This is a genomic window from Streptomyces sp. NBC_00572 (genome assembly GCF_026341815.1).
In the GTDB taxonomy this organism is placed as follows: domain Bacteria; phylum Actinomycetota; class Actinomycetes; order Streptomycetales; family Streptomycetaceae; genus Streptomyces.
Map to the genome: position 1 here is coordinate 807,622 of NZ_JAPENX010000001.1, position 18,771 is coordinate 826,392.

An 18,771-nucleotide genomic window follows, 5' to 3' on the forward strand; every position below is an offset into this window, starting at 1 on the left:
AACATGAGCGAGACCCCGGCCCGCGCGAACGGCACGGCGCGCCGCTCACCCACCGCGACCGCGGTCACCTGGCTGTACGCCCCCGGCGACCGCCCCGAGGTGGTCCGCAAGGCTCTGACCTCCGGCGCCGATGTCGTCATCGTCGATCTGGAGGACGCGGTCGCCCCGCACCGCAAGGCGTACGCCCTCGACGCCACGGCCGATCTGCTCGCGGATCCGCACCCCGTCCCGGTCCACGTCCGCGTCCACACCCCGCGCGACATCCCCACCCTGGCCCTCCTCCCCGGCCTCCACGGTCTTCGTGTTCCCAAGGTGACACACGCCACTGACATCCACCGGCTCGCCGAGCTCGCCCCGGGCCTCCCGCTCTACCCGCTCCTGGAGAACGCCCTCGCCGTGGAGCACGCGTACGCCATCGCCACGGCCCACCCCGCCGTCCGCGGCATCGCGCTCGGCGAGGCCGATCTCCGTGCGGACCTGGGCGTACGGGAGGACTGCGGCCTGGACTGGTCGCGCGGCCGGGTGGTGGTCGCGGCCCGCGCGGCCGCCCTCCCGCCCCCGGCCCAGTCGGTCCATCCCGACATCGGCGACATGGAGGCGCTGGCCGCGGGCTGCGCCCGGGGCCGGGCCATGGGCTTCTTCGGCCGGGCGGCCATCCACCCCCGCCAGCTCCCGGTCATCGAGCGCGCCTATCTCCCCACCCCGGAGGAGGTCGACGCGGCACGGGAGGTCGTCGCGGCCGCCGGCCCCGAGCGGGGTGCCCTCGCCCTCCCGGACGGGCGCTTCGTGGACGCGGCGGTGGTGGCGGGCGCCCACCGGGTCCTCGCGCTCGCGGCCCGGACGGCGTGACTCCCCCTGCCCGGGCATGCGAAAGGGCCGCCGGGACCTCTCGGTCCCGACGGCCCTTCGACCGGCTGGAGGGGGATCAGCTCTTGGCGGCAGACCCGGCGCCGTTGCCGGCCTTGTCCTCCAGGTCCCCGTCGGAAGTGTCGGTGTCCGGAGCGTCGACGTCCGGAGCGGCGTCCTTGAGCTCACCGTCCGTCGGCGCGTCCGTCTCGGCGGCGTCACCGGACTTCTCCGCGCCGTCCGCGCCGTCCTTCTCCGCGGCCTTCGGCTCCACGATCTCCTCACGGCCCGGACGGATCCGCGCCGAGATCGCGATGTAGAGCACCGCGAGCACGAAGACGATGATCGCGGTCCACACGTTCAGGCGCAGGCCGAGGATGTGGTGGGCCTCGTCGACACGCAGGTACTCGGTCCAGACGCGACCCGCGCAGTAGGCGGCGACGTACAGCGCGAAGGCGCGCCCGTGGCCGAGCTTGAAGCGGCGGTCGGCCCAGATGACGAGGACGGCGACGCCGACGCACCAGAGCGACTCGTACAGGAAGGTCGGGTGGTAGTACCCGGCCTCGCGGTTCGCGCTCTCGGTGATCTTCAGGGCCCAGGGCAGATCGGTCGGCTTGCCGTACAGCTCCTGGTTGAACCAGTTGCCCCAGCGGCCGATGGCCTGGGCGAACGCGATGCCGGGAGCGATGGCGTCGGCGTACGCCGGGAGCGGGATGCCCCGCCGGCGGCAGCCGATCCAGGCACCCACCGCGCCGAGCGCGATGGCGCCCCAGATACCGAGGCCGCCCTCCCAGATCTTGAAGGCGTCGACCCAGTTCTCACCCTCGCTGAAGTACAGCTGGTAGTCGGTGATCACGTGGTAGAGGCGTCCGCCGACGAGGCCGAAGGGCACCGCCCAGACGGCGATGTCGGCCACGGTGCCGGCAGTGCCGCCCCGGGCGATCCACCGCTTGTTGCCGTACCAGACGGCGACGAAGACACCGATGATGATGCAGAAGGCATAGCCGCGCAGCGGGATCGGTCCGAGGTTGATCACGCCGGTCGACGGGCTGGGAATGTAGGCAAGGTCCATGGCAGGACCGACGCTACCCTGCCGGGCGGGCGGGACGGCAGCCCACCCGGCAACGTATGGGTAACTAACCCAACCGGAAGCGGTGGCTCAGCCCGCCGGGGGAGAGGTCGGAGCGGCCGGAGTGACCGGCGCGGCCGTGCCGGGCTTCTTGCCCTTGTTGGCCTCGGCGACCCACTTCTTCAGGTTCTCCGGGGAGATCTGCTCGCTCCCCTTCGTCGGGAAGATCGATTCTCCGTTGAGCAGGACGGACGGCGTGCCGCGGAAGCCGCCGTTCTGGAAGGCCTCGTTCGACTTGACCACCCAGCTGTCGTGCGTCCCGTCGTTGACGCAGCTGCGGAAGGCGGGCGTGTCGAGCCCCGGCACCTTCGCCGCCAGCTCGATCAGCTTGTCGTTGTCGCCGAAGGCGTCGTCCGTCTCCGGCGGCTGGTTGACGTAGAGCGTGTCGTGGTACGCGGTGAACTTCCCCGCGTCCTGGGCGCACGCGGCCGCGTTCGCCGCGCGCAGGGAGCCGCTGCCGCCCATGTTCCCGTCGATGAGGGTGGCGAGGTGGTACTCGGCCCTGAGCGCGCCCGAGGCCTCCAGCTCGTGGATGGTGTCCCGGAACGCGTTCTCGAACTGGGCGCACGCCGGGCAGCGGAAGTCCTCCCAGATCGCCAGCGTCGACGGGGCGTCCGTCTTCCCGGTGGGAATGGCGGGCTTGCCGTCCTCCTCGGTCGCTCCGGTCGGCGCGACGACCGGGCCGGCCTTGTCGGACCCGGTGTCCTTGTCGCCGCCCGCGGCGATCACGCCGACGACCGCGGCGAGGCCGAGGACGCCGACCACCGCCGCCGACACGATCAGGACGCGCCGCTGCTTCTCGCGGGCCTTCTCTCGCTCACGCTGCTCCTTGAGGCGCTCCCGCGCGCTCCCCTTGCCATCACCGCTGTTCTTCTCGCTCACGCCTCGGAAACGAACCGGGGAGGCACGTGCGTGCCTCCCCGGTCGCAGATCCACCCAAATGGGTTACGAAACGCGCCTCACGCCCTCGGCGAGTTCGGCCGCCAGTTCCTTTACGGCGGCGAGTCCCGCGGTCTCGTCGCCGTCGGCGTCGAGGATCCGCTTCACGAAGGCGGAGCCGACGATGACGCCGTCCGCGAAGGCGGCGACCTCCTTGGCCTGGGTGGCGTTGGAGACGCCGAGGCCGACGCACACCGGGAGCTCGGAGGTGGCGCGGGTGCGCCGGACGAGGTCGGCGGCCTCCTGGCCGACCGACTCGCGGGTGCCGGTGACACCCATGAGCGAGGCGGCGTAGACGAAGCCGGAGCCGGCCGCCGTGATGGTGGCCAGGCGCGCGTCCTTGCTGCTGGGCGCGACGACGAAGACGGTGGCGAGACCGTGCTTGTCGGCGTTCTCGCGCCAGACCGCGGACTCCTGGACCGGCAGGTCGGGCAGGATGCAGCCCGCGCCGCCGGCCGCGGCGAGCTCCTCGGTGAAGCGCTCGACGCCGTAGCGGTCGATCGGGTTCCAGTACGTCATGACGAGGACCGGCTTCCCGGTGGCCTCGTGGGCCTCGCGGACCGTGCGCATGACGTCGGCGATCTTGACGCCGCCGCGCAGGGCGATGTCGTCGGCGGTCTGGATGACCGGCCCGTCGAGGACCGGGTCGCTGTGCGGGAGGCCGACCTCGACCACGTCCGCGCCACCGTCGAAGACGGCCTTGATCGCCGCGATGCCGCCGTCGACGGTCGGGAAGCCGGCCGGGAGGTACGCGATGAGCGCGGCCCGGTTCTCCGCCTTCGCCTTGGCGAGGGTGTCGCTGAGCAGCTGGATGTTGCCGGTGCCGGTCGTCACTTGGAGCCCTCCCCGTCGTACAGGCCGAAGTAGCGGGCGGCCGTGTCCATGTCCTTGTCGCCGCGCCCGGAGAGGTTCACGAGGAGCAGGGCGTCCTTGCCGAGCTCCTTGCCGACCTCCAGGGCCCCGGCGAGGGCGTGCGCCGACTCGATGGCGGGGATGATGCCCTCGGTACGGGAGAGCAGCCGCAGCGCCTGCATGGCGGCGTCGTCGGTGACGGCGCGGTACTCGCCGCGCCCGCTGTCCTTGAGGTACGCGTGCTCCGGGCCGATGCCCGGGTAGTCGAGGCCCGCCGAGATCGAGTACGGCTCGGTGATCTGGCCCTCCTCGTCCTGGAGGACGTACGACCGCGAACCGTGCAGGATGCCGGGCTCGCCGGCGGTGAGGGTGGCCGCGTGCTCGCCGGTCTCGACGCCGTGACCGGCCGGCTCGCAGCCGATCAGTCGGACGCCCGCGTCGGGGACGAAGGCGTGGAAGAGGCCGATGGCGTTGGAGCCGCCGCCGACGCAGGCGATCGCCGCGTCGGGGAGGCGTCCGGCGCGCTCCAGGATCTGGCGGCGGGCCTCGACGCCGATGACCCGGTGGAAGTCGCGGACCATGGCGGGGAAGGGGTGCGGTCCCGCCACGGTGCCGAACAGGTAGTGCGTGCGGTCCACGTTGGCGACCCAGTCGCGGAACGCCTCGTTGATGGCGTCCTTGAGGGTCCGGCTGCCGGACTTCACCGCGATGACCTCGGCGCCGAGCATCCGCATCCGGGCCACGTTGAGGGCCTGGCGCTGGGTGTCGACCTCGCCCATGTAGATGGTGCAGTCGAGGCCGAACAGGGCGCAGGCGGTGGCGGTGGCCACGCCGTGCTGACCGGCGCCGGTCTCGGCGATGACGCGGGTCTTGCCCATGCGCTTGGTGAGCAGGGCCTGACCGAGCACGTTGTTGATCTTGTGCGAGCCGGTGTGGTTCAGGTCCTCGCGCTTGAGGAAGATCCGGGCGCCACCGGCGTGCTCGGCGAACCGGGGCACCTCCGTGAGGGCGCTCGGGCGGCCCGTGTAGTTGACCATCAGGTCGTTGAGCTCGCGGGCGAACTCCGGGTCGGACTTGGCCTTGTCGTACTCGACGGCGACCTCGTCGACGGCGGCGACGAGGGCCTCGGGGATGAACTTGCCGCCGTAGGCACCGAAGTAGCCCTCGGCGGTGGGGACCTGACCCTCCGGGTCTGGAATGAAGAACTCGCTGGACATGCGGATGCTCCTCGCGGGGCGGGTGCCCCGTGCTCTTTACGTGCGGTCGATGGTCACGGTATGCGCACGACCGCTCACCTCCACCAACGCCAAGCGGGCTACCCCGCGATGTGCCGCCCGCCGTGGGCTGCGCCCGCGCCCGCGGCCCACGTCGTGGGCATCTGTTCCTCCCCCCGGGGGCGGAACGGGTGGGCACAACGGAACGGCGCCCCTTGCCCACACGGGGCAGCGGTGTGGCAGCGGTGCGGTGCCCACACGGTGCCGGGCAGCGGCGAGGGCCACGGCTCGACGCCCGCGAAGGGCGCCGGAGGCACAGGCCTCAGTGGTCGGCGGTGCTGTGTCGGTTCGTGATGGTGCGCGCGAGGCGCGGGCGCCATCGCATGCCGTTGACCTGGCCCGGCTCGTCCCCGATGACGTACCGGACCCGGCGGCCGTGGACACGGCGGGCGGGCGCGCGGCAGCCACGCGGACGGCAGCCCCGGGCCAGCGGGGCGTGCGGCGCGGGTACGGACGCGGCTGCGATCCGCAGCCTGCCTCCGCGCACGCCGACGGTCCCCCGGGCGGTGCCCGGAGGGGTCGGCATGGCGCGGCGGCGGGTCATGGCGCGGTCAGCTCCTGCCGTGCCGGAGCGCCGGGTGGGCGCCGGCGGCGACCAGGTCGGCGACGGCGGCCTTCGGGTCGCGGCCGGTCACGAGCGACTCGCCGACCAGGACCGCGTCGGCGCCGGCGTTGGCGTAGGCGATGAGGTCGTGCGGGCCTCGGACGCCGGACTCGGCGATCTTGACGATGTGCGCGGGGATCTCGGGGGCGACGCGCTCGAAGGTGGAGCGGTCGACCTTGAGGGTCTTCAGGTTCCGCGCGTTGACGCCGATGATCCGGGCGCCCGCGTCGACGGCGCGCTCGACCTCGTCCTCGTCGTGGACCTCGACGAGCGGGGTGAGCCCGATGGACTCGGCGCGCTCGATGAGGGAGACCAGGGCCTCCTGCTCCAGGGCGGCGACGATGAGGAGCGCGAGATCCGCTCCGTACGCGCGCGCTTCCCAGAGCTGGTACGCGGTGACGATGAAGTCCTTGCGCAGGACCGGGATGTCGACCTTGGCACGGACGGCCTCCAGATCCGCGAGCGAGCCGCCGAAGCGGCGCTGCTCGGTGAGGACGGAGATGACGGCCGCGCCGCCCGCCTCGTAGTCCGCGGCGAGTCCGGCCGGGTCGGCGATCGCGGCGAGCGCGCCCTTGGACGGGCTGGAGCGCTTGACCTCGCAGATCACCTTGACGCCGTCGCCGCGCAGTGCGGCGACGCCGTCCTTGGCCTGCGGCGCCTTGGCGGCGCGCTCCTTGAGCTCGTCGAGGGTGACCCGCGCCTGCCGCTCTGCGAGGTCGGCGCGTACGCCTTCGATGATCTCGTCGAGCACACTCACGCGAGGGGCCCCCTTCCGGGACGGTGATGGTGATGATGAACCAGGTTCAGCCACATCGATCCTATCCGCAGGACGGCCCCGAGCTCGCATCGGCCGGAGGTGCGTCCCATCTGCTGGGACTCCCGTAGGGGTCCCCGAGGCGCCGTACCGGCCCTCAGGGGGCCAGCGCGGAGCCGAAGGGAAGGTTCCGGACCAGGGTGAAGAGGGCGAGGACGGCCCCGATCCCCCACCACCAGACCGGGGAGACCGCGAGGCGCATGGGCACCCCGCGGATGGCACGAATCAGCCAAAGGGCCATGAGGACGCCGAAGAGTCCGTAGCCGATGACGGCGAGGGCGTTGGCTCCGAGGGCGGCCGGGAGGTCGCCGTGGACGAAGGCGTGGGCGCTGCGGAGTCCGCCGCATCCGGGGCAGAAGACGCCGGTGAAGCGGAGCAGCGGGCAGACGGGGTAGTGCCCGGGTTCGTTGGGGTCGACGGTCCCGACGTACGCGAAGGCGGCGGCCACCCCGGCGAGCGTGGCGACCGGTGGGAACAGCCGCCGCGCGAGCGACCTGGTCGGCGGGGGTACGGGACCGCCGGGCCACGCGGGCGCGTGCGGCGGCGGTACGGGACCGGCGGGCCACGCGTGCGCGTGCGGCGGCGGTACGGGACCGCCGTCCCATGGCGGAGTGGCCGGTCGGGCGGCGGTGTCCCCCGGGACCGGTTCGGCCGGTGGCACGGGCACGGGTTCACCTGGTGGCACGGGCACAGGTTCACCCGGTCGGGTGCTGGATGCGTCGGTCACGGCTCCGGCCGTGGGCTGCGGGTCCACCCGGTGATTCTCGCCCCGGACGCGCGAGAGCGCAGCCCGGCACGGCCGGACTGCGCTGTCGGATGTGTCGTGTCGCGTCAGGAACGGGCCTGCGCGGTCGCGACCTCGCGGGCGGCGGCGACGGCCGCCGACTCCTTCGGCATGCCGAGGCCCGCGGCCTTCATCGCGCCGCCGACGATGCCACCGAGCACGATGACACCCATGCCGGCCCAGAAACCGGGCAGGTTGGCGGCCACCATGAAGACCCCGGCGATGCAGAAGCCGATGAAGGAGATGATGACACCGGTCCAGGCGGCCGGGGTGTGTCCGTGGGCGCTGCCCGCCATGAGTTGCTCCTCGTTGCAGTTGCTCGATGGTGAGGTCTCGCGTGCGCGGACTCTCGGCGCTCATTGTCCCGCACACGGGCGCGCGAGGGTGAATCGGGGGTACCGGGACGATCACGCGTCGCGGTCGGCTCCCCCGTCGGGCGCCGTGGATCGGCCCCGTCAGGCGCCGTGCGTGGGGTCCTCGCCGCGGTCCAGGGCCTTCCACAGGTCCTCGGGCCGGTCCGGGTCGGTCGTGGGAGCCTTGCGCGCCGCGCGGGGGGTGCCGGAGCGCTCGTAGCGGCCGCCCATCGCGGGCCAGGTCTTGCCGAAGCGCAGCGCGAGGAGGCCGGCGAGCAGGATGAGGACGGCGCCGGCGGCGGTCACGTACGGCCAGACGGTGTGGGTCAGGCCCACGACGGCGGCTGCGGTGTCGCCGCTGATGCGGGCGGCCTCGGCGTTCAGCGCGGCGCTGTCGGACGCGCCGAGGACCGCGGCGACCGCGGCGCCCGCGCCGCTGAGGGCGAGGAGCGCGGAGACGAGGGTGCGGCCGGTGCGGCGGACGGCGAAGACGGCGAAGAGCGCGGCGAGACCGACGATCGCGAGGGCGGTCGGCACACCGGTGACGGTGCCTCCGTCCGCCTCGACGGGGACGCTGCCGCCGCCGACGGACGCGGTGCCCTCCGCCCAGATCTGGCCGGCGGAGAGCAGGACGACGGTGGCGCCGAGGGCGCCGAGGAGGAGGGCCGCGGCCAGGCTGCGGCGGCCGCCGGTGGGGACGGCCGCGCGGGCGGCCCGGGGCTGGGGTACGGGTACGGCACTCACGTACCCCACTATCCCCTACGTGGTCAGGCGCCGTTCATCCGGTTGGCGGTGTGAACGGCCCGGAGGACGGCCGCGGCCTTGTTGCGGCACTCGTTGTCCTCGGCGACGGGATCGGAATCGGCGACGACACCCGCTCCGGCCTGCACATACGCGGTTCCGTCGCGGAGCAGGGCGGTGCGGATGGCGATGGCCGTGTCCGCGTCACCGGCGAAATCGAGATAACCGACACATCCGCCGTACAGGCCGCGCCGGGAGGGTTCGAGCTCCTCGATGATCTGCATGGCGCGGGGCTTGGGCGCGCCGGAGAGCGTGCCGGCCGGGAAGCAGGCGGTGAGGACGTCGAAGGCGGTCCTGCCCTCGGCGACCTCGCCGGTCACGGTGGAGACGATGTGCATGACGTGCGAGTAGCGCTCGACGGACATGAAGTCGACGACCTCGACGGAGCCGGGCGTGCAGACGCGGCCGAGGTCGTTGCGGCCGAGGTCGACGAGCATGAGGTGCTCGGCGCGCTCCTTGGGGTCGGCGAGGAGTTCCTCGGCGAGGTCGTGGTCCTCCTGCGGGGTGGCGCCGCGGTGCCGGGTGCCGGCGATGGGGTGGAGCAGCGCGTGCCCGTCCTCGACCTTGACGAGGGCCTCGGGGCTGGAACCGACGACGTCGAAGCCGTTCTCGAAGCGGAAGAGGTACATGTACGGGGAGGGGTTGGTGGCCCGCAGGACCCGGTAGACGTCGAGCGCGGAGGCGGTGCACGGGGTCTCGAACCGCTGCGAGGGCACGACCTGGAAGGCCTCGCCCGCCCGGATGCGCTCCTTGATGTCCTCGACGGCGTCCTGGTAGGCCGGTCCGCCCCAGAGCGCGGAGAACTCGGGGAGTTCGGAGGCGGGCAGCGCGGTGGGGGCGGTGGCGACCGGGCGGGCCAGGTCGGCCTCCATGGCGTCGAGGCGGGCGACGGCGTGCGCGTACGCCTCCTCGACGCCGGTCTCCAGGTCGTTGTGGTTGATCGCGTTGGCGATCAACAGGACCGAGCCGTCCCAGTGGTCGAGGACCGCGAGGTCGCTGGTGAGGAGCATGGTCAGCTCGGGGAGCCGCAGGTCGTCCCGGGTGGAGTCGCCGATCTTCTCCAGGCGGCGGACGATGTCGTAGCCCAGGTAGCCGACCATGCCACCGGTGAACGGCGGCATCCCGGAAGCGAGGTCGCGCGGGGTGTGGAGGGTCTCGACGGTGGCGCGCAGGGCCAGGAGCGGGTCGCCGTCCGTGGGGACGCCGACGGGCGGGGTGCCCAGCCAGTGGGCCTCGCCGTCCTTCACCGTCAGGGTGGCGTCGCTGCGGACGCCGATGAAGGAGTACCGGGACCAGCTGCGGCCGTTCTCCGCGGATTCGAGGAGGAAGGTGCCGGGCCGTTCGGCGGCGAGCTTGCGGTAGAGCCCGACCGGGGTGTCGCCGTCCGCGAGCAGCCGGCGGCTGACGGGGATGACACGGCGGTCGGCCGCCAGCTTGCGGAAGGTGTCGAGATCCATGGCGCCAGACCCTACTCGGAGACGGGGTGCACGTCGGACGTGGTCACGGGGAGCACGTCGGCGTCGAAGCAGGTCCGGGCGCCGGTGTGGCAGGCTGCTCCGACCTGGTCGACCTTGACGAGGACGGTGTCGGCGTCGCAGTCGAGGGCGACGGACTTGACGTGCTGTACGTGCCCGGAGGTGTCGCCCTTGACCCAGTACTCCTGGCGGCTGCGGGACCAGTAGGTGCAGCGGCCGGTGGTGAGGGTGCGGTGGAGGGCCTCGTCGTCCATCCAGCCGAGCATCAGCACCTCGCCGGTGTCGTACTGCTGGGCGATGGCGGGGACGAGCCCGTCGGGGCTGCGCTTGAGCCGGGCGGAGAGGGCCGGGTCGAGATTGCTGCTCATGGCGCCATTGTGCCGCGATCCGGGGTGGTGTCCGGCGGGGCGTCCACTGGGCGGACCGGCGGCACCCGCCGTACGCTGGCGGTCATGTCGACCCATGCCAAACGTGAACGGCTTCTGCTCGCCGACCTGTTGGAGGCGGCGGGCCCCGATGCGCCGACGCTCTGCGAGGGCTGGCGGACCCGGGACCTCGCGGCCCATGTGGTGGTGCGGGAGCGGCGCCCGGACGCGGCGGCCGGTTCGCTCGTACCGGCGCTGAAGGACCGGCAGGACCGGGTGCAGGCGGAGTTCGCCGACAAGCCGTACGAGGAGCTGATCCAGCTCATCCGGACGGGGCCGCCGAAGTTCTCTCCGTTCACCATCAAGCAGGTGGACGAGGGCGCGAACGTCGTCGAGTTCTACGTCCACGCCGAGGACGTACGCCGGGCCCAGCCCGAATGGTCGGCGCGCGAGCTCGACCCGGTCTTCGCGGACGCCCTCTGGTCCCGCCTGGAGCGCACGGCCCGCCTGCTCGGCCGCAAGGTCCCGGTCGGCCTGGTGCTGCGCCGCCCGAACGGCCAGACGGCGGTCGCCCACCGCGGCACCCCGGTGGTGACGGTCTCCGGGGAGCCGGGTGAGCTGACGATGTACCTGTACGGCCGCCAGGACTCGGCCAAGGTGGAGCTGGACGGGGAGCCGGAGGCGATCGAGCGCCTGCGGGAGACGAAGCAGCTGGGGCTCTGAGCCGGGTCCCGTCCGGCGGATCAGGTCGCGGCCCGGCCCTGATCCGCCGGACGGGGCCTAGCGGGGCAGCTCGGCGCGGCGCAGGGCCGGGGTCAGGAGGCCGTACACGCCGCCGAGGGCGCAGACGGCGGCGCTGGCCGTGAAGACCGGCCCGGGGCCCCAGAGGCCGACGGCCGCGCCGGTGAGCGGGAAGCTCAGCGGGGCGACGCCGAGGCTGAAGAAGGTGGACACCGAGGTGACCCGGCCCAGGTAGGCGGGGTCGCTCTCGGTCTGGGTGAGCGCGCCGCACAGGGCGCCGCTGAGGCCGGCGAGCAGGCCGATCGAGACCGACACGGCGACGGCGACCGGAAGCCTGGGCACGTAGGCGAGGGCGGCGATCGAGACCGCGCCGAGGGCGATGGTCCAGGAGAGGACGGCCCCGGCGCGCGGGACGCGGCCCCGTACGGTCAGGACCAGGGACGCGGATCCCGCCCCCGCACCGAAGCCGGCCAGGACCCAGCCGATGCCGGCGGCGCCCCAGCCGCGGGCGTCGGAGAGCAGCGCGAGGCCGACGTTCAGGGGGCCGACGAAGCCCAGGTCGCTGAGGGCGACGACGATCATCAGGGGGCCGAGGACGCGGTGGCGGCGGAGGTAGCGAAGGCCGTCCGTGAGGTCGCGGAGGGCTGTGGTCCCTTCCCGTGCCGTGCCGTCGGTCGGCAGCGGCTTGAGGCGGAGTGTCAGGAGCAGGGGCAGCGAGAAGGCGAAGAGCAGCCCGGCGGCCCCGAACGCGGCGGCCGGTCCGCCGAGGGCGACCGCGAGGCCGCCGAGCGGCGCACCGGTCAGGACGGAGATCCGGTAGGCGAGGCCGCGCATGCCCTGGACCCGGGCGAGCTGCGCGGGGGCGGCTATCCGTGGCGGGAGGGCGCCCACGGCGGGCAGGAACAGGGCGTCCACGGCCCCGAAGACGAGTGCGACGACGGCGAGGACCCACAGCCCGGGTGAGGTGAGGGCGAGGAGCGCGGCGAGGCCGAGGACGACGGCACAGCGGACCGCGTCGGAGGAGATCACGATCCGCCGGGGCCCGAAGCGGTCGGCGACGACTCCCCCGCCGAGCATCAGCAGGGCTCTCATCACGGCGCTGAGGGCGAGGACGAGCCCGGCCTGCGCGGGGGTGCCGCCGTGCACGGCGGCCCAGGCGAGGGCCAGGTGGTAGACCATGTCGCCGGTGGTGGACGCGGTGTAGGCGCCGAGCCAGCGCAGCACGTCGGGGTCGCGGTGGGCGGGCCGCTCGACGTCGGCGGGGGCGGTGGTGGCCGTCATGAGCGGTAGGGGAAGCCGTGGAGGTGGACGGCGACCTTCTCGCGGCCCTCGGTGTCGCCGGCGGCCTCGGCGGCGCGGGCGCGCCGGTCGTACTTCTCGCAGACGGCGTCGAGTTCCTCGCCGAGCGCGGCGAGTTCCTCGGAGGTGAGGCGCGGCAGCCACTCGGAGCTGATGGCGGCGGAGCGCCAGGCATCGGGCCAACTGAGGCGCTCGTCGAGGAAGCGCTGGTGGAGGTCGGTCCGCTGGTCGTTGATCGTACGGCTGAGGGCGTCGCTCGCGGCGACCAGTTCGGGGGTGCCCCGGACGTCCTCGTCGCGGATGCTGAGCCCGTACGAGGAGGGCTGCCACCAGCGTTCCCGGCCGTCCTCCGACCGGCCCTCGGCCTCCTCGATGAGGCCGTGCTCGGCGAGCTTGCGCAGGTGGTAGCTGACCAGCGAGACGGCTTCGTCGACCTGGTCGGCGAGCTGGGAGGCGGTGGCGGTGCGGGCCACGAAGAGGGCTCGGTAGAGGCGCATCCGCAGCGGGTGCGAGATGGCTTTGAGGGTGCCGAGATCGGTGATCCGGCGGTTCTCCGGCGAGGTCATGCATCCGACCCTAGATACACAAGAAAATGTGCGCAACGAAAATTGCACAACTTATCCTGTGCATTCGAGGAAAGCGAAGGGCCCCCGAGGGGGCCCTTCGTGACATCGGGTCAGGTCAGCGGACCGGGTGGCCCGCCCTCCGCAGCTCGTCCTTGACCTGCGAGATCCGCAGATCGCCGAAGTGGAAGACGGAGGCCGCGAGCACCGCGTCCGCGCCCGCCGCCACCGCCGGCGGGAAGTCGGAGAGCTTGCCCGCGCCGCCGGAGGCGATGACCGGGACCGTGACGTGCTTGCGTACGGCCGCGATCATCTCGGTGTCGTAGCCGTCCTTCGTGCCGTCCGCGTCCATCGAGTTGAGCAGGATCTCGCCCGCGCCCAGCTCGGCGGCCCGGTGCGCCCACTCGACGGCGTCGATGCCGGTGCCCTGGCGGCCGCCGTGCGTCGTCACCTCGAAGGAGCCGGAGGCCGTGCGCCGGGCGTCGACCGAGAGGACGAGCACCTGGCGGCCGAAGCGCTCCGCGATCTCCTGGATCAGCTCGGGGCGCGCGATGGCGGCGGTGTTGACGCCGACCTTGTCGGCGCCCGCCCGCAGCAGCTTGTCGACGTCCTCGGCCGAGCGGACGCCGCCGCCGACCGTGAGCGGGATGAAGACCTGCTCGGCGGTGCGGCGCACCACGTCGTAGGTGGTCTCCCGGTTGCCGGAGGAGGCGGTGATGTCGAGGAAGGTCAGCTCGTCGGCGCCCTCGGCGTCGTACAGCTTGGCCATCTCGACGGGGTCGCCCGCGTCCCGCAGGTTCTGGAAGTTGACGCCCTTGACGACCCGGCCGTTGTCGACGTCCAGGCAGGGGATCACCCGTACGGCGAGAGTCATTCCGCACTCCCCCGGTACGCCTCGACCTCGACCTCGACGACCAGGCTGGGGTCGACGAAACCGGAGACGATGATCATCGACGCGGCGGGGCGGACGGCGTCGAACAGCTCCTTGTGGGCGCGGCCGACCTCGTCCACGTCCCGGGCGTGGGTGATGTACATCCGGGTGCGGACGACGTCCTCCGGGCCCAGGCCGAGCTTCTTGAGCGCGTCGAAGGCCACGTTGAAGGAGTTGATCGCCTGCTCGTACGGGCCTCCGCCGGCGATCTGGCCGCCGATCACCGACGTACAGCCGGCGACGAGGACAAGACCGTTCGGCAGTTCCACCGCGCGGGAGTAGCCGAACTGCTCCTCCCAGGGAGCGCCGGTGACGACCTTGCGTACGGAATCGGTCATGCCGACGCCACCGCCTCCAGCGCTTCTTCGAGGGTGAACGCCTTGGCGTACAGCGCCTTGCCGACGATCGCGCCCTCGACGCCCAGCGTGACGAGGCCGGACAGGGCCCGCAGGTCGTCCAGGGAGGACACGCCGCCGGAGGCGACGACGGGCTTGTCGGTGGCCGCGCAGACGTTCTTCAGGAGCTCCAGGTTGGGGCCCTGAAGGGTGCCGTCCTTGGCGATGTCGGTGACGACGTAGCGGGAGCAGCCCTCGGAGTCGAGGCGGGCGAGCGTCTCGTAGAGGTCGCCGCCGTCGCGGGTCCAGCCGCGGCCGCGCAGGGTCGTGCCGCGCACGTCGAGTCCGACGGCGATCTTGTCGCCGTACTCGGCGATGACCTTGGCGACCCACTCGGGGGTCTCCAGGGCGGCGGTGCCGAGGTTGACTCGGGTGCAGCCGGTGGCGAGGGCGGCGGCGAGGGAGGCGTCGTCGCGGATGCCGCCGGAGAGCTCGACCTTGATGTCCATGGCCTGGGCGACCTCGGCGATCAGCTGCCGGTTGTCACCGGTGCCGAAGGCGGCGTCGAGGTCCACGAGGTGCAGCCACTCGGCGCCCGAGCGCTGCCAGGCGAGGGCCGCCTCCAGCGGGGAGCCGTAGGAGGTCTCGCTGCCGGACTCGCCGTGCACGAGGCGGACGGCCTGGCCGTCGCGGACGTCGACGGCGGGGAGGAGTTCAAGCTTCTGAGCCATGATCAGAGGGTCTCGATCCAATTGGTGAGGAGCTGGGCTCCGGCGTCGCCGGACTTCTCGGGGTGGAACTGGGTCGCCCACAGGGCGCCGTTCTCGACGGCCGCGACGAAGGGCTCGCCGTGGGTGGCCCAGGTGACCTTGGGGGCGCGGATGTTGACGTTGCCGACCTCCAGGGTCCACTCGCGCACCGCGTAGGAGTGCACGAAGTAGTACCGGGCGTCGGCGTCGAGGCCCGCGAACAGCTCGCTGTCCCGGGGCACGTCGACCGTGTTCCAGCCCATGTGGGGGACGACGGGGGCGTTCAGCGGTTCGACCGTACCGGGCCACTCGTCGAGGCCCTCGCTCTCCACGCCGTGCTCGATGCCGTGGGCGAAGAGGATCTGCATGCCGACGCAGATGCCCATGACCGGGCGGCCACCGGCGAGCCGGCGGCCGATGATCCACTCGCCGCGGGCCTCCTTGAGCCCCTTCATGCAGGCGGAGAAGGCGCCGACGCCGGGGACGAGGAGTCCGTCGGCGTTCATCGCGGTGTCGTAGTCGCGGGTGATCTCGACGTCGGCGCCGACCCGGGCGAGGGCGCGCTCGGCCGAGCGCACGTTGCCGAAGCCGTAGTCGAAGACGACGACCTTCTTGGGGGTGCTCGCGGTCATGCCCACACGTCCAGCCGCAGCACACCGGCGACGAGGCACATCGCGGCGCCGAAGGCGACGAGCGCGATGAGGCCCTTGGGCATCTGCTGCTTGACGAAGGAGTAGATGCCGCCGAGCAGGAAGAGCCCGACGACGATGAGGATGGTGGAGAGGCCGTTCACGTTTAGAGCGCGCCCTTCGTGGAGGGGAGGATTCCGGCGGCGCGCGGGTCGCGCTCGGAGGCGTAGCGGAGGGCGCGGGCGAAGGCCTTGAACTGGCACTCCACGATGTGGTGGGCGTTGCGCCCGTACGGCACGTGGATGTGCAGGGCGATCTGGGCCTGGGCGACGAAGGACTCGAAGATGTGCCGGGTCATCGTCGTGTCGTACGAGCCGATCATCGGCGCCATGTTCTCGGGCTCGGTGTGCACGAGGTACGGGCGGCCGGAGAGGTCGACGGTCACCTGGGCGAGCGACTCGTCCAGCGGGACGGTGCAGTTGCCGAAGCGGTAGATGCCGACCTTGTCGCCGAGGGCCTGCTTGAAGGCGGCGCCGAGGGCGAGGGCGGTGTCCTCGATCGTGTGGTGCGAGTCGATGTGCAGGTCGCCGTCGGTCTTGACGGTCAGGTCGAACAGGCCGTGCCGGCCGAGCTGGTCGAGCATGTGGTCGTAGAAGCCGACCCCGGTCGACACATCGACCTTTCCGGTGCCGTCGAGGTCGATCTCGACGACGACGGAGGTCTCCTTGGTGGTGCGCTCAACGCGGCCTACGCGGCTCATCGCTCCTGCTCCTTCATCAATTCACGAACCGCGTCGAGGAACGCGTCGTTCTCTTCGGGGGTGCCCGCGGTGACCCGCAGCCATCCCGGTACGCCGTTGTCCCGGACCAGGACGCCCCGGTCGAGGATCCGCTGCCAGGCCGCGTGCGTGTCGGGGAACTTCCCGAACTGCACGAAGTTGGCGTCCGAATCGGTGACCTCGTAGCCGATCCCGCGCAGCTCGGTGACGAGCCGGTCGCGCTCGGCCTTGAGCTGCTCGACGTACCCGAGGAGGGTGTCGGTGTGCTCCAGGGCGGCGAGCGCGGTCGCCTGGGTGACGGCGGAGAGGTGGTACGGCAGCCGGACCAGCTGGACGGCGTCGACGACGGCCGGGTGGGCGGCGAGGTAGCCGAGGCGCAGTCCGGCGGCGCCGAAGGCCTTGGACATGGTCCGGGAGACCACCAGGTTCGTACGGCCCTCGATGAGGGGCAGCAGCGAGTCCCGGTGGCTGAACTCCACGTACGCCTCGTCCACGACCACCATCGAGGGCTTGGCCGCCTGGGCCGCCTCGTACAGCGTCTCCACGGTCCGTGCGTCGACGGCCGTGCCGGTGGGGTTGTTGGGCGAGGTGATGAAGACGACGTCCGGCGCGTTCACGGCGATGGCCTGCGCGGCCGCCTCGACGTCGATCGTGAAGTCCTCGTTGCGCGGGCCGGAGATCCAGCCGGTGCCGGTGCCGCGGGCGATCAGCGCGTGCATCGAGTACGAGGGCTCGAAACCGATCGCGGTACGGCCCGGGCCGCCGAAGGTCTGCAGCAGCTGCTGGAGGACCTCGTTGGAACCGTTGGCCGCCCAGACGTTCTCGGTGGCGACCGGGTGCTTGCCGGTCCGGGTGAGATAGCGGGCGAGCTCGGTGCGCAGCTCGACCGCGTCCCGGTCGGGGTAGCGGTTGAGGCCGCGGGCGGCCTCGGCGACCCGCTCGGCGATCCGGGCCACCAGGGGCTCGGGCAGCGGGTAGGGGTTCTCGTTGGTGTTCAGCTGGACGGGGACGTCGAGCTGGGGCGCGCCGTAGGGGGACTTGCCGCGCAGCTCGTCACGGACGGGCAGATCGTCGATTCCGGTCACTTGGTCACCGGCACCTTCCACCCGAACCGGGCCTTGACCGCCGCGCCGTGGGCCGGGAGGTCCTCGGCCTCGGCGAGGGTCACCACGTGGTGGGCGACGTCGGCGAGCGCGTCCCGCGTGTAGTCCACGATGTGCACCCCGCGCAGGAAGGACTGCACGGAGAGGCCCGAGGAGTGGCAGGCGCAGCCGCCGGTGGGCAGGACGTGGTTGGAACCGGCGCAGTAGTCGCCGAGGGAGACCGGGGCCCAGGGGCCGACGAAGATCGCGCCCGCGTTGCGGACGCGGTCGGCGACGGCGGTCGCGTCGGCGGTCTGGATCTCCAGGTGCTCGGCGCCGTACGCGTCGACGACCTTGAGGCCGTCGGCGATGTCGCGGACGAGGACGATCGCGGACTGGCGGCCGGCGAGGGCCGGGACGATCCGGTCGTCGACGTGCTTGGAGGCGGCGACCTGGGTCTTCAGCTCGGCCTCGGTGGCGGCGGCCAGCTCGTCCGAGTCGGTGACGAGGACGGAGGCGGCCATCGGGTCGTGCTCGGCCTGGCTGATGAGGTCGGCGGCGACGTGCACGGGGTCGGCGGTGGAGTCCGCGAGGATCGCGATCTCCGTCGGGCCGGCCTCGGCGTCGATGCCGATGCGGCCCTTGAGGAGGCGCTTGGCGGCGGCCACGTAGATGTTGCCGGGGCCGGTGACCAGGTTGACCGGGGCGCAGCCGGGATCACCGTCCGTGCCTTCGGTGCCGTACGCGAACATGGCGATGGCCTGGGCACCGCCGGCGGCGTACACCTCGTCGACGCCGAGCAGGGCGCAGGCGGCGAGGATCGTCGGGTGCGGAAGTCCGCCGAACTCCTTCTGCGGGGGCGAGGCGACGGCCAGGCCCTCGACACCGGCCTCCTGGGCCGGGACGACGTTCATCACGACGGAGGACGGGTAGACGGCGCGGCCGCCCGGCACGTACAGACCGACGCGCTCGACCGGGATCCACTTCTCGGTGACCGTGCCGCCGGGGACGACCTGGGTGGTGTGGGTGGTGCGGCGCTGCTCGCGGTGGACGAGGCGGGCGCGCCGGATGGACTCCTCCAGGGCGGCACGGACGGCCGGGGCCAGCTCGTCGAGGGCGCGGGTGATCGCCTCGGCGGGGACGCGCAGGCTCGGGACGCGGACGCCGTCGAATTTCTCCCCGTACTCGATCACCGCGGCCGCGCCATGATGCCGGACGTCCTCGCAGATCGGCCGCACCGTCTCCAGGGCGGCTTCCACGTCGAACTCGGCACGGGGCAGCAGGTCGCGCAGGGCGGAACCCTCGGGGAGGGCCTCGCCGCGCAGATCGATTCGAGAGATCACGGGTCAATTCTCGCAGACGGCCCACAGCGCCGGACGCCCGTATCACTGGCTGATACACGCCACAGTGGCGTCTTGTCGCCACTCC

23 protein-coding genes are annotated in these 18,771 nt (G+C 72.5%); 2 read left to right on the forward strand and 21 right to left on the reverse strand.

Going from position 1 to position 18,771, the window contains the following annotated elements; translation table 11 throughout:
* Positions 1 to 3: 3 nt before the first annotated feature.
* The gene (locus tag OG514_RS03725) at positions 4 to 849 is read left to right on the forward strand and encodes a CoA ester lyase (protein ID WP_266900739.1); all 846 of its coding nucleotides are present in this window, start codon (positions 4 to 6) and stop codon (positions 847 to 849) included.
* A 76-nt stretch (positions 850 to 925) separates the two neighbouring features.
* On the opposite strand, the gene lgt is transcribed toward OG514_RS03725, so the two are convergent.
* From lgt to hisI, 11 genes are all read right to left on the reverse strand, one after another.
* Entirely contained in the window at positions 926 to 1,918 is a 993-nt protein-coding gene (gene lgt, locus OG514_RS03730) for a prolipoprotein diacylglyceryl transferase (RefSeq protein ID WP_266890785.1), read from the reverse strand.
* Between the two features lie 87 nt (positions 1,919 to 2,005).
* Entirely contained in the window at positions 2,006 to 2,857 is an 852-nt protein-coding gene (locus OG514_RS03735; protein WP_266890787.1) for a thioredoxin domain-containing protein, read from the reverse strand.
* A 63-nt stretch (positions 2,858 to 2,920) separates the two neighbouring features.
* Complete coding sequence (trpA, locus tag OG514_RS03740) at positions 2,921 to 3,748, reverse strand: tryptophan synthase subunit alpha (protein WP_266890789.1); 828 nt, start codon at positions 3,746 to 3,748, stop codon at positions 2,921 to 2,923.
* On the reverse strand, positions 3,745 to 4,983 hold the full coding sequence (gene trpB, locus OG514_RS03745) for a tryptophan synthase subunit beta (protein WP_266890791.1): 1,239 nt from the start codon (positions 4,981 to 4,983) through the stop codon (positions 3,745 to 3,747). Before trpB ends, trpA begins: the two co-directional genes overlap by 4 nt.
* A gap of 319 nt (positions 4,984 to 5,302) precedes the next feature.
* The gene (gene trpM, locus OG514_RS03750) at positions 5,303 to 5,584 is read right to left on the reverse strand and encodes a tryptophan biosynthesis modulator TrpM (protein ID WP_266890793.1); all 282 of its coding nucleotides are present in this window, start codon (positions 5,582 to 5,584) and stop codon (positions 5,303 to 5,305) included.
* 7 nt (positions 5,585 to 5,591) lie between these two features.
* A complete protein-coding gene (gene trpC / locus OG514_RS03755) occupies positions 5,592 to 6,401 on the reverse strand; it encodes an indole-3-glycerol phosphate synthase TrpC (RefSeq protein ID WP_030314603.1) in 810 nt (269 codons plus the stop codon).
* Between the two features lie 154 nt (positions 6,402 to 6,555).
* Positions 6,556 to 7,125, reverse strand: a complete 570-nt coding sequence (locus OG514_RS03760; protein WP_266890797.1) for a DUF2752 domain-containing protein — start codon at positions 7,123 to 7,125, stop codon at positions 6,556 to 6,558.
* 164 nt (positions 7,126 to 7,289) lie between these two features.
* Positions 7,290 to 7,538 carry an HGxxPAAW family protein gene (locus tag OG514_RS03765; protein ID WP_266890799.1) on the reverse strand — a complete coding sequence of 83 codons (249 nt, stop codon included), beginning with the start codon at positions 7,536 to 7,538 and terminating at the stop codon, positions 7,290 to 7,292.
* Between the two features lie 159 nt (positions 7,539 to 7,697).
* Positions 7,698 to 8,348 carry a TIGR02234 family membrane protein gene (locus OG514_RS03770; RefSeq protein ID WP_266890801.1) on the reverse strand — a complete coding sequence of 217 codons (651 nt, stop codon included), beginning with the start codon at positions 8,346 to 8,348 and terminating at the stop codon, positions 7,698 to 7,700.
* 14 nt (positions 8,349 to 8,362) lie between these two features.
* Positions 8,363 to 9,853 (reverse strand): anthranilate synthase component I, encoded by a 1,491-nt coding sequence (locus OG514_RS03775; RefSeq protein WP_266890802.1) that lies wholly within the window; start codon positions 9,851 to 9,853, stop codon positions 8,363 to 8,365.
* Positions 9,854 to 9,864: 11 nt separating this feature from the next.
* Positions 9,865 to 10,239 (reverse strand): phosphoribosyl-AMP cyclohydrolase, encoded by a 375-nt coding sequence (gene hisI / locus OG514_RS03780; RefSeq protein ID WP_266890803.1) that lies wholly within the window; start codon positions 10,237 to 10,239, stop codon positions 9,865 to 9,867.
* An 84-nt stretch (positions 10,240 to 10,323) separates the two neighbouring features.
* On the opposite strand from hisI, the gene OG514_RS03785 reads away from it, so the two are divergent.
* Positions 10,324 to 10,959, forward strand: a complete 636-nt coding sequence (locus OG514_RS03785) for a TIGR03085 family metal-binding protein (RefSeq protein WP_266890804.1) — start codon at positions 10,324 to 10,326, stop codon at positions 10,957 to 10,959.
* A 57-nt stretch (positions 10,960 to 11,016) separates the two neighbouring features.
* On the opposite strand, the gene OG514_RS03790 is transcribed toward OG514_RS03785, so the two are convergent.
* From OG514_RS03790 to hisD, 10 genes are all read right to left on the reverse strand, one after another.
* Positions 11,017 to 12,258, reverse strand: a complete 1,242-nt coding sequence (locus OG514_RS03790; protein WP_266890805.1) for an MFS transporter — start codon at positions 12,256 to 12,258, stop codon at positions 11,017 to 11,019.
* Entirely contained in the window at positions 12,255 to 12,842 is a 588-nt protein-coding gene (locus tag OG514_RS03795; protein WP_266890806.1) for a transcriptional regulator, read from the reverse strand. Before OG514_RS03795 ends, OG514_RS03790 begins: the two co-directional genes overlap by 4 nt.
* 115 nt (positions 12,843 to 12,957) lie before the next feature.
* Positions 12,958 to 13,713 carry an imidazole glycerol phosphate synthase subunit HisF gene (gene hisF, locus OG514_RS03800; protein ID WP_266890807.1) on the reverse strand — a complete coding sequence of 252 codons (756 nt, stop codon included), beginning with the start codon at positions 13,711 to 13,713 and terminating at the stop codon, positions 12,958 to 12,960.
* Positions 13,710 to 14,108, reverse strand: coding sequence for a RidA family protein (locus OG514_RS03805; RefSeq protein ID WP_266890808.1), 399 nt, complete (start codon positions 14,106 to 14,108; stop codon positions 13,710 to 13,712). Before OG514_RS03805 ends, hisF begins: the two co-directional genes overlap by 4 nt.
* Positions 14,105 to 14,836, reverse strand: coding sequence for a bifunctional 1-(5-phosphoribosyl)-5-((5-phosphoribosylamino)methylideneamino)imidazole-4-carboxamide isomerase/phosphoribosylanthranilate isomerase PriA (gene priA, locus OG514_RS03810; RefSeq protein WP_266890809.1), 732 nt, complete (start codon positions 14,834 to 14,836; stop codon positions 14,105 to 14,107). The genes OG514_RS03805 and priA overlap by 4 nt, the downstream gene beginning before the upstream one ends.
* Before the next feature lie 2 nt (positions 14,837 to 14,838).
* Positions 14,839 to 15,486 (reverse strand): imidazole glycerol phosphate synthase subunit HisH, encoded by a 648-nt coding sequence (gene hisH / locus OG514_RS03815; RefSeq protein ID WP_266890810.1) that lies wholly within the window; start codon positions 15,484 to 15,486, stop codon positions 14,839 to 14,841.
* On the reverse strand, positions 15,483 to 15,647 hold the full coding sequence (locus tag OG514_RS03820; RefSeq protein ID WP_187623890.1) for a hypothetical protein: 165 nt from the start codon (positions 15,645 to 15,647) through the stop codon (positions 15,483 to 15,485). Before OG514_RS03820 ends, hisH begins: the two co-directional genes overlap by 4 nt.
* A gap of 2 nt (positions 15,648 to 15,649) precedes the next feature.
* Positions 15,650 to 16,243 carry an imidazoleglycerol-phosphate dehydratase HisB gene (gene hisB / locus OG514_RS03825; protein WP_015032911.1) on the reverse strand — a complete coding sequence of 198 codons (594 nt, stop codon included), beginning with the start codon at positions 16,241 to 16,243 and terminating at the stop codon, positions 15,650 to 15,652.
* Positions 16,240 to 17,346: a histidinol-phosphate transaminase gene (locus OG514_RS03830; protein ID WP_266890811.1), complete on the reverse strand. Its 1,107-nt coding sequence runs from the start codon at positions 17,344 to 17,346 to the stop codon at positions 16,240 to 16,242. The genes hisB and OG514_RS03830 overlap by 4 nt, the downstream gene beginning before the upstream one ends.
* Positions 17,343 to 18,686 (reverse strand): histidinol dehydrogenase, encoded by a 1,344-nt coding sequence (gene hisD / locus OG514_RS03835; RefSeq protein ID WP_266890812.1) that lies wholly within the window; start codon positions 18,684 to 18,686, stop codon positions 17,343 to 17,345. Before hisD ends, OG514_RS03830 begins: the two co-directional genes overlap by 4 nt.
* Between the last annotated feature and the right edge of the window lie 85 nt (positions 18,687 to 18,771).